General features: G+C 52.1%; 9 protein-coding genes and 1 pseudogene. 9 read left to right on the forward strand and 1 reads right to left on the reverse strand.

Annotated features, from left to right (window positions below; all coding sequences use genetic code 11):
• Positions 1-545: 545 nt before the first annotated feature.
• The 3 genes and pseudogenes from FOC67_RS01990 (at position 546) to FOC67_RS29645 (ending at position 4,576) form a co-directional block, all read left to right on the forward strand.
• Positions 546-2,024 carry a serralysin family metalloprotease gene (locus FOC67_RS01990; RefSeq protein WP_009316311.1) on the forward strand — a complete coding sequence of 493 codons (1,479 nt, stop codon included), beginning with the start codon at positions 546-548 and terminating at the stop codon, positions 2,022-2,024.
• 61 nt (positions 2,025-2,085) lie between these two features.
• Positions 2,086-3,225 carry a M10 family metallopeptidase C-terminal domain-containing protein gene (locus tag FOC67_RS01995; RefSeq protein ID WP_009316312.1) on the forward strand — a complete coding sequence of 380 codons (1,140 nt, stop codon included), beginning with the start codon at positions 2,086-2,088 and terminating at the stop codon, positions 3,223-3,225.
• Between the two features lie 712 nt (positions 3,226-3,937).
• A pseudogene (locus FOC67_RS29645) lies at positions 3,938-4,576 on the forward strand (transposase).
• 134 nt (positions 4,577-4,710) lie between these two features.
• Here the strand turns inward: FOC67_RS29645 and FOC67_RS02005 are convergent.
• Positions 4,711-6,105, reverse strand: a complete 1,395-nt coding sequence (locus FOC67_RS02005) for a formylglycine-generating enzyme family protein (RefSeq protein ID WP_009316315.1) — start codon at positions 6,103-6,105, stop codon at positions 4,711-4,713.
• 457 nt (positions 6,106-6,562) lie between these two features.
• Here FOC67_RS02005 and FOC67_RS02010 point away from each other — a divergent pair, with 457 nt between their 5' ends.
• From FOC67_RS02010 to FOC67_RS02035, 6 genes are all read left to right on the forward strand, one after another.
• Positions 6,563-7,918, forward strand: coding sequence for a substrate-binding domain-containing protein (locus FOC67_RS02010; protein WP_009316316.1), 1,356 nt, complete (start codon positions 6,563-6,565; stop codon positions 7,916-7,918).
• A gap of 353 nt (positions 7,919-8,271) precedes the next feature.
• Positions 8,272-10,209, forward strand: coding sequence for a calcium-binding protein (locus tag FOC67_RS29800; RefSeq protein ID WP_305965285.1), 1,938 nt, complete (start codon positions 8,272-8,274; stop codon positions 10,207-10,209).
• A gap of 137 nt (positions 10,210-10,346) precedes the next feature.
• Entirely contained in the window at positions 10,347-12,119 is a 1,773-nt protein-coding gene (aprD, locus tag FOC67_RS02020) for an alkaline protease secretion ATP-binding protein AprD (protein ID WP_174707702.1), read from the forward strand.
• Positions 12,116-13,414 carry an alkaline protease secretion protein AprE gene (gene aprE, locus FOC67_RS02025; protein WP_003082540.1) on the forward strand — a complete coding sequence of 433 codons (1,299 nt, stop codon included), beginning with the start codon at positions 12,116-12,118 and terminating at the stop codon, positions 13,412-13,414. The genes aprD and aprE overlap by 4 nt, the downstream gene beginning before the upstream one ends.
• 3 nt (positions 13,415-13,417) lie before the next feature.
• Positions 13,418-14,803, forward strand: a complete 1,386-nt coding sequence (gene aprF, locus FOC67_RS02030) for an alkaline protease secretion protein AprF (RefSeq protein WP_009316320.1) — start codon at positions 13,418-13,420, stop codon at positions 14,801-14,803.
• 15 nt (positions 14,804-14,818) lie between these two features.
• Complete coding sequence (locus tag FOC67_RS02035; RefSeq protein ID WP_083842345.1) at positions 14,819-15,805, forward strand: LysR family transcriptional regulator; 987 nt, start codon at positions 14,819-14,821, stop codon at positions 15,803-15,805.
• Positions 15,806-15,858 lie beyond the last annotated feature (53 nt).

Consider the following 15,858-nt stretch of genomic DNA (forward strand, 5'->3'; position numbering starts at 1 on the left):
CTGCCGTCTTCTGCTCGGAAAACGGACTCTACTAAGTTTGACGTGGTACTGAAATCGGGGGGGGGCAGGTCACAATCAGCGCGATTTGGGTCTCAGATCATCTGCGACTGACGGTAGGGGCAGGCTCACATTAATTGCGAACGAGCTTGTAATTCATGTGGCGGGCTTGCAATTCACCGCCATGGGCTCACGCTCTTTGTGACGTTTCTGAGGAATTCATCTGACTTCTGGTTATATTATATTCATGTATCTGATAGGGGTTTCAAGATGTTTGGGTGAGGACTTTTAAATTATACGTCTATGAGCGTAGATTACTGGCCGTTGCAAGTGCATTAATTTAAATTGTGGGGTTTCTTGTTGATATTTATATTGATGTTCTGTTCACTGTTTATGTTCTGTTAGTTCTAAAATATAGAACGAATAGTTTCTCTCTGTGATCTAGAATTCTCATTGCGATACCGCTATGGTTGCTTGGGTGCTGAGATTTTTTCGAATGAGGTTTCTCGCTACCTCGGATGTTTTAAAAGTTCACTAGGAGAAAAAGCATGGCAAAGGTATATGATTCTGTTGGCCAGGGTTTGGTGTCTGGTGGTAAAAGTAATGATTACAACCTGATTAGTACATTTCTCAATCAGTTCTCTCGCACTGGAGATAGTCTACTGAATGGTAAGCCTTCTTATACCGTTGCTCAGGCGGCTGAGCAGGTTGCGCGGGCTGGAAATGCTGCTGGAGTGGCAGGTGATGATGGTGTTGTTCGGCTTACCTATTCTTTCCGCACGGAAGCTTCAAGCTTGTTTGAAGATCCTCAGGTCAATATGGGGGACTTTGTCGGATTTACGGAGCAGCAAAAGGCTCAGGCTCGACTGTCTATGCAGTCATGGGCTGACATTGCTAATGTTGAGCTTAGCGAGGCCGCTGAAGGCGTGACAGGTGACCTAACATTGGGTGGGTTCACTAACTCTGGTATGGGGACTGCGTTTGCTTTTCTGCCAGTAACAGGAGGGATTTATGAAGGGCAAGCCTGGTTCTTAAATAGTGATATAAATCTCGATCCTGGGTTGAATAATTATGGGCGTACTACATTGACCCATGAGATCGGTCACCAGTTAGGGCTGAGTCATCCAGGGGATTATAATGCAGGCGCAGGTAATCCTACCTATGCAGATGCTTCATATGCTCAAGACACGAGGGCCAACTCAGTCATGAGTTACTGGAGCGAATCAGAAACAGGGCAGAACTATACTAGTTTACAAGAAATTCAGATTCTTTTCTGGACTGTGGGTATACAGGTTCAAAATTATGGGTCTGCCCCTCAGATGGATGATATTGCAGCTATTCAATTGCTATATGGAGCCAATATGACGACTCGAATTGGAGACACGGTCTATGGATTCAACTCCAATACGACTCGGGACTTTTATAGTGTTTCTTCTGATGATAGTAGTCCGATTTTTTCGGTATGGGATGCTGGTGGAGTTGATACTTTTGATTTTTCAGGGTTTAGCGAAGATCAGAAAATCAACCTGAACGAGGCTTCCTTTTCCAATGTTGGAGGGCTGCTAGGAAATGTGTCTATAGCACAGGGAGTGACGCTGGAGAATGCAATCGGCGGTAGAGGTGATGATATCTTGGTTGGCAATGATGTAGCTAATAACTTGGTGGGTGGCGCTGGTAATGATGTACTTTGGGGAGGCTTGGGGGCTGATCTACTTGTAGGTGGCGAAGGCGACGACACATTTATTTTTACTAGTATTATTGAGTCGACGGCCTCTCAGCTTGATAAAGTTCTAGATTTTACCAGCGGACAGGACAAAATTGATCTGTCAGGTATGCTTGGGTTTGGTGAAGGTGGAGTAAATTTAGCATTTGTCGACTCATTCACCAATGCAGTAGGTCAGATTATCCTGAGCTTTGATGAAATGATTAATACGAGCGATCTGACAGTCGATTTCACCGGCGATAGTCAGGCAGATTTTGCTTTGCAGATAATCGGTCAAGCATTTGCGTCCGACTTGGTGGTTTGAATGATTTCAAGAAATCAGTGGTTGGCGGATCTTTTAATTTTAATAGCATGCGAGGTTGTTTATGAATAAGCCAAATTTTGATGTAAGTAGTTCCAAATTTGCCATTCAGGAATTGAGCTTCTTAAACCTGGCGTGGGGAAGCTTTTCCGAAGGAGAACTTTTTTCCATTGAGGGATCTGGATTATTCAGATTGGCTAGGGTTATTTCTCAGAGCAACTATGATGCCGCTGTGGTGGAGAAGCTTGACATTAATGGTAATGTAACTGACGCGGTTTTCCTGAACCAGGGGGCCAGTGGAGTGGATATATTTGAAGTGCTCAGTATCAATAGTGGCGCTGGGAGCCAGCCTGAACTGGCTGCGAATTACTATCACGAGGCCGCTAGTATCTATACGGATTTTGCATTAAAACTCTCAGGGCATTCTATGGGGGGGGCATTGGCAAATTATACTTTGGCTAAGGTCATTGCAGAGGGGGGAGTCATTCCAGAAACCTATACATTTGCAGCTCAGAATGCTAAGGCGGCAATAGATGCTGATTTTGGAAATAGTGCTTCTTTAGCAGGTTATACCAGTAATTTTGTAGCAGAGAATGATTATTTTTTCAGCGAGTCTGGGGCTTTTCCTCTGCGTTCTTTCTTAGATACTAACCTTTCAGGCGAGAGTTTTACAGATCAATATGTACTGCCGAAATGGGATGATGCGGGTGGTAATAACTCACATACTCAGATTTTTCTAGATATTGCTAATCCAAATTCTATTGAAGCATATGATAATCTTGCATTAGAGATCCGAGGTGGCTCAGCAGGAACTATTCTTCAAGGAAATTCTGCGAGAAACAGTATTTATGGCAACCAGGGAGACGATGTGTTGGTCGGAGCAGCGGGAGCAGACAATCTATGGGGAGGAGAGGGTGCTGATGTATTTACCTACACCCAGTTGTCTGACTCATCAGTGAACAGTATTGATATCATCCGGGACTTTGCAAGCGGGCAGGATAAGATTGATATTTCAACTCTCTTTGGTGGGGGCTTTGGAATTTTATATGTCGATGCTTTCAGTAATGTATCGGGGCAGGCAATATTGAGCTACGATCAAACCAGCAATTCTGGAAGTCTGTCTATTGATTTCACTGGAGATAGTTCATCTGATTTCATAGTTCAGTTGATCGGGCAGGTCGAAGTCACAGATATTATAGCATGATCTCTAAAGCATGGAGAGGTAAACCTCTTCATGCTTGTTTTTGGTTCTTCATAGATTTCGGGGCTCTAAAAAAGAACGGCGATTTGGTTAAAGATGTTTGTGTGACCAAGCTCTTAAACCGAAACCGCTGTTCTGATGCCGAATGTTACCGTTTCCCTTTCGTTTTGGGAGGGGGCTGTTGGTTCCGTCGGCTCCGAAACCGAAACGCTTGAGACCGAGCTGACCGCCGCCCGCTTCCGCTGCAAGTACCACGCTGTGGCGGTTGTTGGGGCTATGCCCGTCCGTTCACGAATACCGCTCGTGGCGCATCCGCTACCTGCCGATGCTGGGGCGACCGGGGCTGTTGCGAGTACGCTTGTGGCGCATGGCCTGTAGCGGCTGTGACCGTCGTGCCGAGTGGGTCAGTTGGCTGGAGCATCATGCCCGCCTGTCCCTGCGCCTGGTCGAGGCCGTGGCGCTATGGTGCGGGTTGCCCGTCCGCCATGCGGTCGAAATGTTTGGTCTGCATTGGAGCACTGTGCGCTTGCTCGAATGGAGCACCCTCGAGGCGAGGCTGGCCACGCTTCAGCGCCGGAGCCCAGACGGTTGGTGATGGACGAGTTCGCCCTCTAACAAGGGGCATCGCTATGCCGTGCTGGACGCCGAAAGCTGAAGCGTCCTCTGGATTGGCGAGAGACGCAGACGCGAGGCCGTCCGGTCCTTCTTCGAGCAGTTGGGAGCGCAGGGCTACGCCCGTATCGAGGCGATGGGCATGGACATGAACACTGCCTTTGACCTGGAAGTCCGCCAGCACTGCCTCAAGATCCGGGTAGTGTACGACCTCTTCCATGTGGTGGCGAAATACGGCCGGGAAGTCATCGACTGCGTGTGCCTGGATGAGGCCAATCGGCTGCGCCACGATAAACCGGCGCGCTGGGTGATCAAGCAGGCGCGCTGGCTTCTGCTGCGCAACCCGGAAAACCTGTGCCACTCCGAGCAGCAAATTCATCTGCAGGATCTGCTCAACGCCAACCGCATGCTGATGGCCATCTACCTGATGAAGACCCAGCTCAAGATGCTATGGACGGCAGGCGACGCCTAGCAGTGGCGAGCGGCCTGACGGCAATGGCTCAGGTACGCCCAGGAAAGCCAGATCCTCGCACTGATGCAGTTTGCCAAACGTCTGAGCAGGTACTGGCTTGGTATCCTCAGTCGCGTGTGCTGGCCCATGCACACCGGCCAACTGGAAGGCATCAATAATCGCATCAAGGTGATCAAGCGTATGTCCTATGGGTACCGGGACAGCGAGTTCTTCTTCATGAAGATCAAAGCTGAATCCCCGGTGTTCCGTGAGGAACCGTGTTTTTTATAGCTATTATAACTACAATAAGCATGTATGTCGTAGTAGAAGCGAGAGACTGCTAGAGGCTGTCTTTAAATGCAATTCTTTCCTGAGAATTAGCATCCCTGCTAGAATTGCTCCATTAGACTATGCACCTATGATAGTTAGATTTCGCGGGCTAGACGGAAGCCCCACATGGATGCACGGGCCTGAGATGAGAAGTAAGCATTTCGATAAGCCACCCTTACATTGAATGTGTTGTAAGCCCAGGCTCCGCCTCGTAAAACACCGAATCGACAGAGACCATTATTTTCAGATCCCCAGCGAGATCCATCTGTGGGGGCGGACTGGTAGCTATAATGCCAGCAATCATCAACCCATTCACGAGCATTGGCTAGAAGGTCATATACTCCAAAATTGTTTGGCAGGAATGATGCTACTGGAGCTGTATATGGGAAAGAATCGCTGCATTCGAAACGCTGGTATCCATAGAGATTTTCTGCATCGCTGCTATGATCATAGACGTTTGCATAGAGGCAGGCCTCATTCTTATCGTCTCCCCAGAAGTATATAGTTTGTGTTCCTGCTCTGGTTGTATACTCCCATTCCGCCTCCGTTGGTAGTCGATAGTTTTTTCCTGTTTTTCTAGATATCCAGTTTGCGTAGGCTCTAGCATCTTCGCGGCGAACGCAAACTACGGGATGGTCATTGTCCTGTGAGAACCCGGGATTTTCATAGTTATAATCCTCAATAAAAGCTAGAGTAGCTAATCCTGTTGCTGGGTCAGAAGGCGCTTTCAGTGATGTACAGCCTTGAGGGAGTGCGTAGTTCGTCTCACGAATGAACTCTTTAAAAGCTCCTAGAGTGACTTCTGTCGTTGCTATCGCGAATGGTTTCTGGATAGTAACCATATGTTGAGGCCTTTCCCATGATGCTACGGTAGCGTTTACTCCTTCACTAATAGCTTCTTCATTGGTGCCCCCCATAATGAAACTACCTTTTGGCACTATGACCATCTCCTGGCAATACACATCTGCACAGTCCCGGAATTTTTGCAAAGGTTCTGGAGTGCGTGGTGGAACCAGTGTTTCACTCATTAGCACTTGCTCTGTTCTGGGTTGGTAATTATTCAAAATTGCTTCGCGAGCCCAAAGGATTGTTGACCTCCATTCTTGAAGCATTTGCTGGAGGCGGCTGGGACGCTCTAGGCTACTAGATGAACCGTCATAGTCTGTGGCGATACAGCGGTTGCGGAGATATTGAATTTCCTCAGAAAGAGATGAAAATTTGCTGTTTAAGTGCTTGTCTATGAAGAGGGTTAGGTAATTGTCCCAGGGGGCGCTGGTACGCGCTTGACCAATAGCGGCCTGAGTTTTGCTCAGTTGATCACTAATAAGGTTATAGGTAACGGCACATTGTTCAAGTGATGTCCAGACTAGTGTGTCGGCTAGATCTTGTAGAGCTTTTCCTGATTCTTGGCGTGGGCTTGCTTCGCTTAAACTTGCATAGCTAAGAATTGCTGCTAGTAAGCTACTTTTTAGAGTTGATGCTTTTGACATGGATCATCTCCAGGATGGCTTTTGATGGGTATCGCATTTACTGTTTTATTAGCTTTATCCGGATTGATCCAATTACAGATTTGTCAGTTTCTTTTTTTTAGGAAATGGCTTTTATGAAATATTGATAACTAGTTTCTAAGTTGCTGTTTTTCTAATGGTTTAGAAAGCGTTGAGTTGGCTTCTTGGGGTGGTACGAATAAACTGTTGTTCAGTTTTGGTTTTTTAGGCTATTCCAGATGGCTGATGGGGAGTCCCTGAAGCATCTGATTAGGTGAGATGTCTTTGTTCTGAATTTTTGTTTGTTGCGTACTTGTTTGTTGATGAGCGGAGAAAATATTAGATAAATCAGTGTGTTAGGGGCATGATAGCTATTCTTTTTTTACTGGACTTGATGCCTGATGCTTTATAACTTGATTAGAGGTGTTGATGAGTGTTTCTAACGTTGGAGTAATAATCTATGAAGATGTTAAAGTTGAAGTTACGCCATGCTATGGTTGTTGGGGTTCTAGGTGTAGGGCCATATTTGGCAGGCGTTGTTTATGCTGCACCGACGGAGGTTGTTATCTATGGTGAGTCTGGCTTGGCATATGCCTTTCTGGGAAATAAAGAGATAGCTCCGACGCAAACTAGCGAGCCGATTCCGACGGTAACGGAGGGGAGTTCTACTGGTTCACAGTCAGTTCTGAATGCTTATGCTGCCACGGCGGAGGCTGAGCGCAAATTTGGGGCTGATGCCAGTAATGTACCCTTTAAACTGAGCTTTAGATATACGCCAAATGGCAAGGATAGTAGTATTGGAGCTATTCAAAAGGATGATCAAGGTGTCGATCTCATTGCGATAGACTTCCCACTGACTCTAGCTGAATACAAAGCGTTTATTGACAATGGCCCTGTAAAGACCCGTCGGGAGTCTATAGTACAAACTCCTGTCATGGCCCATAGTATTGCTATTGTCTTTAGTAATTCCGACTTGGATGGACAGGATAGCGTAAATATTGCCACTGGAGATTTGGCAAAAGTGTTCGCAGGTGAAATTACCGATTGGAAAAACCTGCCGTTGAGAAATGGGTCTGGTGCGCTAATCACTTTGCCCAGTCGCCCCATTAAATTGTCTGTTCCACAAGGGCGGAATGGCGATACTTTTGGCCTATTTAACTACTTAAATAGACGAAAGCCGATACTGCAGGGGGATCGTTACTTTACTGTTCATACAGTTTTTAGTGCTTCCACTGCTACAGCTCAAGATTCAAGTAAAAGACCTACCGTCATAGAGGGACGGAATGCCAACGATGTAGTGATAAAGACTAACCAGAATAACGGTGCTATCGGATACGTAGTAGCTGCTGCAGCGGTATCATCCAGGTACTTCTTGGTTGATGGGCAGGATCCGTTCAAAGGTATGCTTACACCTCTGCTCCTACCTTCTTCTGCATATGTTACCGATCAAGCGGAGAATGATACAAATCAACCGTCGACATCGGCTACACGCGGCGCTATGAATTTTTCCTCTATTCCCAATATTCCTGAAGGTTCAAATGGGCTTATGACAATTGTTAAGCCTGAAAATTACCCGACCGATAGATATCCTATAAAGAATATTTCATACTTGGTTAGTCATAGGGCTGGTCATATAACCGATGATAAGGTTCAAGCAATAAAGGGGCTGTTTGGAGTTTTCAACTCGGGATCGGGTTATCGAGATCAGAATATTAATAGTTCGAAGTACATTTCTACGGTGAAAGATCAAGGGTATGCTTGGATTGATGGTATCAATCCAAGGCTAACGACAGCAGAGAATGCCTTGAAAAAATAATTCTTTTCCGTTTTAGGAAGGCGGGTCTATCTATGTAGATCCGCTTTTTTATAAATTCAGTTTCTCAAATAAACGGCTTTTTGTACCTCAGGCTAAAGTATTGGTGTTTCTGCAGTGCTGCCGTTTCTCTCTCGCAATTTCAAAGGTCTCTGTAAAGATCTTAATTGGCTGCTTATGCCGCTCGCAATTTTTATTTTTATCCGTGGCTCTTCCAAAGAAGGTTGGTTTCGTTTCTGAATACTTTTCGATCTAAAAAATTGAACATTATTTTTTTTCAATAAAAACAAATGGTTGCATTTGCTAGGGCGAAGTTTTGATAGTCTCTGCTAGCTTGCTTTTTGTAACACTTCACCGTGAATATCATCTTGCCATTTCGGCGCTTCTTAATTCTTGATTTTTACTTGGTTATGCTAGGAGGAAATATGGCAATTTTTGATTACAAGGGGCAGGACGCACGCAAACTGATTTCTGATGCATGGACCATCTCTGCCTATACGAACGGTATCGCCGCTGCGGGAGAGCTTTATAAAATTCCTTCTCTTGTAGTGGACAATGCTACGAATAACTTTCTTCCACCTGCCGGATGGCGAGAGTTGACGCCATCTGAGCTTGGGCTGAGTGAAGATAGGTTGGACATTACCGGAAGTTTCAAAGGTGAGAGTCTTTTGGGATCTCAAGCAAAGATTCTGGGGGAGTTTAATGACAGCGGCGCGCTGGTAAAGGTCGCATTCTCTGTCGCTGGGACGAGCTCCGTTTTGGATCTGGTTCCTGGATATGTGGAAATGGCGAACGGGACTTACATTAACTCTTTTGAATATCTTCTGAGTGCCGTAAAGGACTATGCGGTAGGCAATGGTCTGGGTGGCTCTGATGTTGTGGTGACCGGGTATAGCTTGGGAGCGGCTGCTGTAAATAATTTTTATACGCAGCGAGAGAGCCTGTCTGATGGTTTTTACAAAGATGCATCATTTGTCAGCGCAGAGTCTCCTGTAATCAGTGATGGTGAGGGGGTTTTCAATTTTGGTTTTGAAAATGATGTGGTCTATCGAGCCGTTGGAGATGATGCGCAAGGTCTCGCTCCTGCACTGCTTAATGCTCTTACTGGTAACGATACGTCGTATGTTTCTACGACTGACAATATCGTACTATTTGATACGTTGTACTCTTTGCCGGTATGGCCTTATGGCGTATTTTCGGTAGCCAACCTGACCGGATGGTCTGCTCATGTTGGAGGGGTATTTACCAATCCCATTCAGCGCATAGGTGAGTCTTCTTTCTATGATTATATTGAAAGAGACAGTGTCGTAGTGCTTAGTAACCTAGATGCCGTGAGTCGTTTGACCTCCTGGGTAAGCGATAAAGATACTTCAACTTCTAATCACTATGGAAAGCCGGCGTTTTTACTTGGAACCGAAAATGGGGACAAGCTGCAGGATGGAGCCGGTGATGACTTTCTTGATGGTTTCCAAGGTAGTGATCAGTTCCGCTTGTCCACTGGTACTGATTTAGTTGCAGGAGGAGTGGGGGAAGATAAAGTCTATTTGTCGGGAGATGCAGCAAACTATGAGGCGGTACGTCTGAATGATGGCACGCTCTTTTTGTATGACAGTGGTGGAAAATATGGCCTCAAGGAACTCTCTGGTGTCGAGACTGTAGAGTTCGAGACAGAAACTGTCACGACCCTTTCGACGCTTCCTATTATTGGAAATATTATCAAGCAGGTCTCTACGGTGCTGACGCCGTCATATGATGTGTTGGGCTCGAAGCTGGAATCTAATGCATTGTTTGGTCGAGACAAGGAATACCAGTCTTCCATTCAAGGCGTAGAGGGCAATGACACCTTGGCTGGTAGTTCTCAGCGCGACCTGATCTTTGGGCTGGATGGAGATGATAGTATCTCTGGGTTGGCCGGTAATGATCTGTTGCATGGCGGATCGGGAAATGATTTGTTATTTGGTGGTGCAGGTAGCGACCAACTCTTCGGTGGGGCGGGCGATGACCGTTTAGTAGGCGGAGTGGGTGACGATTATCTGAGTGGCGGGGTCGGGAGTGATACTTTCTCCTTTGGTTCGCGTGGGTTTGGAAACGATGTAATTACCGATTTCAATATTCACGGAAATGGTGTCGATATTGTTGAGTTTTCTTCGAGCGTATTCGCAACGGAAGAAGAGGTTCTTGGTTCTATTGTACAGGGTGAAGAAGGAGCGTTCCTATCTGTTGGGGACGGTTCAATCACTTTCATCGGAGTTGCGGTCGAACAGATCTCTGCACAATCCTTTGTGATTTCGTAAATGCTCTAGTGTGTTGCTGGCGATAGATATCGTCAGCAACATTTTTTGCTATTAAATTATTTTTCATAGGCTTATCTTTCGCTTTTATTTTTGAGCTTTTGGTAAATATATGTTCGATATGAATTGGTAGGGCGAAAATGGAAATAAATAAATATGGTGAGATTCGGCAGGCACTGGCGGCCAGCCGTGGCGCGTTGCGCAGCGTGGCGACGTTCTCCGGGGTGATCAACCTGCTGATGCTGGTGCCCTCGCTGTACATGCTGCAGGTGTACGACCGCGTGCTGTCCTCGGCCAACGAAGTCACCCTGTTGATGCTGACCCTGATGGCGCTCGGCGTGTTCGTCTTCATGGGCGCGCTGGAGGCGCTGCGCAGCTTCGTCCTGGTGCGGGTCAGCGAACGCTTCGACGGCCAGTTGCACGGGCGGGTCTACGCCGCCGCCTTCGAACGCAACCTGCGCGCCGGCGGCCAGGAGGCCAGCCAGGCGCTGCACGACCTGACCACCCTGCGCCAGTTCATCACCGGCCAGGCGCTGTTTGCCTTCTTCGACGCGCCCTGGTTCCCGGTCTACCTGCTGGTGATCTTCCTCTTCGACCCCTGGCTCGGCCTGCTCTCGCTGGTCGGCGCGCTGGCCCTGATGGCCCTCGCCTGGTTCAACGAACGCGCCACCCGTGCGCCGCTGGCCAAGGCCGGCGAGTTGTCGATCAAGTCCGGCCAACTGGCCAGCAACAACCTGCGCAACGCCGAGGTGATCGAGGCGATGGGCATGCTCGGCAGCATGCGCGGGCGCTGGGAACGGCTGCACCAGGCGTTCCTCGACCAGCAGAGCCTGGCCAGCGAGCGCGCGGCGCGGATCAACGCGCTGAGCAAATACCTGCGCATCGCCCTGCAATCCCTGGTGCTCGGCCTCGGTGCCTGGCTGGCGGTGGAGGGACGCATCACCCCGGGGATGATGATCGCCGGCTCGATCCTGATGGGCCGTGCGCTGGGGCCCATCGACCAACTGATCGGCGTGTGGAAGCAGTGGGGCGCGGCGCGCGATGCCTATCGCCGGCTGAGCGGCCTGCTCGACGAATTCCCCGCCCGCGAGCGGCGCATGGAATTGCCCGAGCCGCGTGGCCACCTGCTGCTGGAATCGCTGGACGCGGCGCCGCCCGGCAGCGAGGCGCGCACCCTGCGTGGCCTGACCCTGGCGATCCCGGCCGGCTCGGTGGTCGGTGTGATCGGTCCGTCCGGCTCCGGCAAGTCGAGCCTGGCGCGGGTAGTGCTGGGCATCTGGCCGACCCTGCACGGCAGCGTGCGCCTGGACGGCGCCGAGATCCGCCAGTACGAGCGCGAGACCCTCGGCCCGCGCATCGGCTACCTGCCGCAGGACATCGAACTGTTCGCCGGCACGGTGGCGGAAAACATCGCCCGCTTCGGCGAGGTGCAGGCCGACAAGGTGGTGGAGGCGGCGCGCCTGGCCGGGGTCCACGAACTGGTCCTGCGCCTGCCGCAGGGCTACGACACCGTGCTCGGCGTCGGCGGCGCCGGGCTTTCCGGCGGCCAGCGCCAGCGCATCGCCCTGGCCCGGGCGCTGTACGGCGCGCCGACCCTGGTGGTGCTCGACGAACCCAACTCGAACCTCGACGACAGCGGCGAGCAGGCGCTGCTGGCGGCGATCCAGGCGCTCAAGGCGCGTGGCTGCACGGTGCTGCTGATCACCCACCGGGCCGGCGTGCTGGGTTGCGCCGACCGCCTGTTGGCGCTGAACGCCGGCCAGTTGCACCTGTACGGCGAGCGCGACCAGGTGCTCGCCGCCTTGAACAACCAGCGCGCCGCGTCGGCGTCGCAGCAGCGCGCGGACTACCGGGTGGCCGGCTACGGCGCGCCGCAGGTGGTGGCCGCGCCGCGCCAGGGAGGTGTGGAATGACCCGCACGGTGAAACGCGACGAGAACGCCTATGCGCGACTGGGCTGGCTGCTGGTCCTGTTCGGCTTCGGCGGTGCGCTGCTCTGGGCCGCCTTCGCGCCGCTCGACCAGGGCGTGGCGGTGCCGGCCACGGTGATCATCTCCGGCCAGCGCAAGTCGGTGCAGCATCCGCTGGGCGGGGTGGTCAAGCACATCCTGGTGCGCGACGGCCAGCATGTGGAGGCGGGCGAGCCGCTGATCCGCATGGAGCCGACCCAGGCCCGGGCCAACGTCGATTCGCTGCTCAACCGGTACGCCAACGCGCGGCTCAACCAGGCGCGCCTACAGGCCGAATACGACGGCCGGCGGACCCTGGAGATGCCCGCGGGGCTGGCCGAGCAGGCCCCGCTGCCGACCCTCGGCGAGCGCCTGGAGTTGCAGCGGCAGTTGCTGCACAGCCGCCAGACCGCGCTGGCCAACGAACTCTCCGCATTGCGGGCGAACATCGAGGGGCTGCGCGCCCAGCTCGAAGGGTTGCGCCAGACCGAGGGCAACCAGCGCCTGCAACAACGCCTGTTGAACAGCCAGTTGAGCGGCGCGCGCGACCTCGCCGAAGAAGGCTACATGCCGCGCAACCAGTTGCTCGAACAGGAGCGCCAACTGGCCGAGGTGAACGCCCGGCTATCGGAGAGCAGCGGTCGCTTCGGGCAGATCCGCCAGAGCATCGCCGAGGCGCAGATGCGCATCGCCCAACGCGAGGAGGAGTACCGCAAGGAAGTCAACGGGCAACTGGCGGAAACCCAGGTCAATGCGCGGACGCTCTGGGAGGAGCTGTCCTCGGCGCGCTACGAACTGCGGCACGCCGAGATCCGCGCGCCGGTCAGCGGCTACGTGGCCGGCTTGAAGGTGTTCACCGATGGCGGGGTGATCGGCCCCGGCGAATTGCTGATGTACATCGTGCCCAACAGCGACAGCCTGGAAGTGGAGGGCCAGCTCGCGGTGAATCTGGTCGACCGGATCCACAGCGGGTTGCCGGTGGAGATGCTGTTCACCGCCTTCAACCAGAGCAAGACCCCGCGGGTCACCGGCGAGGTGACCATGGTCAGCGCCGACCGCCTGCTCGACGAGCAGAACAAGCAGCCCTACTACGCGCTGCGCGCCCAGGTCGACGCGGCCGCGATGGGCAAGCTGAAGGGCCTGCAGATCCGCCCGGGAATGGCGGTGCAGGTGTTCGTCCGCACCGGCGAGCGCTCGCTGCTCAACTACCTGTTCAAGCCCCTGTTCGACCGCGCCCACGTGGCGCTGGCGGAGAACTGACCGATGACCATGCGCCGCCTGATGACCTGGCTGTTCGGCGCCTTCCTGTTGCTGCTGCGCGAGGATGCCTTCGCCCTCGGCCTGCTGGACGGCTATCACCTGGCCCTGGAGAACGACCCGCAGTTCCAGGCCGCGATCCAGGAGCACGAGGCCGGCAGGCAATACCGTGCGCTCGGCCGCGCGGCGCTGCTGCCGCGCCTGGTGTACAGCTACAACCGTGGGCGCAGTTGGTCCGATGTGACCCAGGCCACCACCCGCGGCGATTTCAAGGAAGACCGCGACTACGACAGCTACGTCTCCACCCTCAGCCTGCAACAGCCGTTGTTCGACTACGAGGCCTTCAGCCGCTACCGCAAGGGCGTGGCCCAGGCGCTGCTGTCCGACGAGCGCTTCCGCAGCCAGAGCCAGGAACTGCTGGTCCGGGTCCTGGAAGCCTATACCGGCGCGCTGCTGGCCCAGGACCAGATCGAACTGGCGCGGGCGCAGAAACGCTCCTACCGCGAGCAGTTCCAGCTCAACCAGCGCCAGTTCGAGCGCGGCAACGGCACCCGCACCGACACCCTGGAGACCCAGGCCCGCTTCAACCTGGCCCAGGCCCAGGAAATCGAGGCGCGGGACAGCCAGGATGCCGCCCTGCGCGAGCTGGAGCGACTGGTCGGGGCGCCGCTGGAGATCGCCGACCTGGCGCCGCTCGGCGAACGCTTCCAGGTGCGCCCGCTGAGCCCCGCCAGCTACACCGCCTGGCGCGACCTGGCGCTGGCCGAGAATCCCGAGCTGGCCTCGCTGCGCCACGCGGTGGACGTGGCCCGCTACGAGGTCGAGCAGAACCGCGCCGACTTCCTGCCGCGCCTGGGCCTGTACGCCAGCACCGGCAAGTCCAAGTCCGGTTCGGAGAACACCTACAACCAGCGCTACGAGACCGACAGCGTCGGCATCCAGTTGAGCGTTCCGCTGTTCTCCGGCGGCGAGACCCTGGCGGCGACGCGCCAGGCCACGCATCGCATGGAGAAGAGCCATTACGACCTGGACGACAAGGTCCGCGAGACCCTCAACCAGGTGCGCAAGATGTACAACCAGAGCAGCAGCAGCGCGGCGAAGATCCGCGCCTACGAGATGACCGTGGATTCGGCGCGGACGCTGGTGATGGCCACGCGCAAGAGCATCGCCGCCGGGGTGCGGGTCAACCTCGACTTGCTGAACGCCGAGCAGGCGCTGTACAGCGCGATGAACGAGCTGTCCAAGGCCAAGTACGACTACCTCACGGCCTGGGCACGTCTGCGTTTCTACGCCGGGGTGCTGAACGAAGCCGACCTGGAACAGGTGGCGGCGAACTTCGTCTCCGGCGAAACGACCAAAATTTGCAATGGAAGAAGCTGCTCTGATGGCTAAATATTTTATTATAGCTTGAAAGAAATAAAAGCCCTAAAGAAACTCTACATCTTGATTTTGAGGGGGGTTGAGGTTATGCATAATAGCGTTTCTGATATGAGTTGCTTTATAATTGTCGCTGAGTCAATAACGTTCACTGAGGCGGCAAAGAAGTTGGGGGTGGCAAAGTCGTCAATTAGTTACCGCATGGCGGTGCTGGAAAAACGTCTTGGTATAAAATTATTGGAGAGAGGTAAAAAAACGACGTTAACGAGAGAAGGAGCAGTCTATTATGAGAGGGCGGTTAAGGTTTTAGAGGAGATAAAGAGTATCGAGGAGTCTATAAAAAATAGTTATTCCAATTTGAGGGGGGTAATAAAGGTATCTATTCCAGTGACTTTTTCGGAGTATATTTCTCCAATTCTTTCTAGTTTTGCCGTTCAGCATCCACATGTTTTTTTGGACGTGGATAGCACAGATAAACATGTCTCATTCCGGGAAGAGGATTATGATGTTGCTGTTAGAGTAGGGGTAAATACTGATCATTCTCTTATTGTGAGGAAGGTTGCAAGAAATAGTATTTATATGTGTGCATCTCCTGCTTATATAAAGCTTCACGGAACCCCTGTGACACCTTATGATTTGAAAGATCATGATGGCGTTTTATATAAAAATAGGCTCATGCAAGGTGGGTGGAGGATTGGTTTCAATGGTCGGGATGAGCTTTTTAAAGTAAGATCGCGTTTAATCTCTGACAATGCACTTGTTATGCTTTCTGCGACTCTTGATGGGATTGGTATTAGTTTGTTACCTCAGTTTCTTGTTCGTAACTTCATAAAAGACGGCCGCTTGGTTAGGGTGCTGAGTGACTGTATTATAGATGCTGGGGATGTTTCCGTTGCTTATAGGGCGGTGCATAGAGATAATGCCCGTGTAAAAGCTTTAGTAAATTTCTTAGTTAAGGAGATTGAGCGTATTATTGTGAGTGGAGGGCGGGTGGAGTATAATGAAGTTGTAAATTAGTTGGTGGTTAGATGTTTTTATAGTTTCAGTGTGTGATGGGTTGTGATGGGTTG

It is taken from the genome of Pseudomonas sp. FDAARGOS_761, assembly GCF_013343155.1.
Lineage (GTDB): Bacteria > Pseudomonadota > Gammaproteobacteria > Pseudomonadales > Pseudomonadaceae > Pseudomonas > Pseudomonas aeruginosa.

Bases quoted from the DNA above. Each gene is read 5' to 3' on its own strand.
- FOC67_RS02005 (WP_009316315.1), bottom strand. From the start codon at position 6,105: ATGTCAAAAGCATCAACTCTAAAAAGTAGCTTACTAGCAGCAATTCTT.
- FOC67_RS01995 (WP_009316312.1), top strand. From the start codon at position 2,086: ATGAATAAGCCAAATTTTGATGTAAGTAGTTCCAAATTTGCCATTCAG.
- FOC67_RS02010 (WP_009316316.1), top strand. From the start codon at position 6,563: ATGAAGATGTTAAAGTTGAAGTTACGCCATGCTATGGTTGTTGGGGTT.
- aprD (WP_174707702.1), top strand. From the start codon at position 10,347: ATGGAAATAAATAAATATGGTGAGATTCGGCAGGCACTGGCGGCCAGC.
- aprF (WP_009316320.1), top strand. From the start codon at position 13,418: ATGACCATGCGCCGCCTGATGACCTGGCTGTTCGGCGCCTTCCTGTTG.
- FOC67_RS01990 (WP_009316311.1), top strand. From the start codon at position 546: ATGGCAAAGGTATATGATTCTGTTGGCCAGGGTTTGGTGTCTGGTGGT.
- aprE (WP_003082540.1), top strand. From the start codon at position 12,116: ATGACCCGCACGGTGAAACGCGACGAGAACGCCTATGCGCGACTGGGC.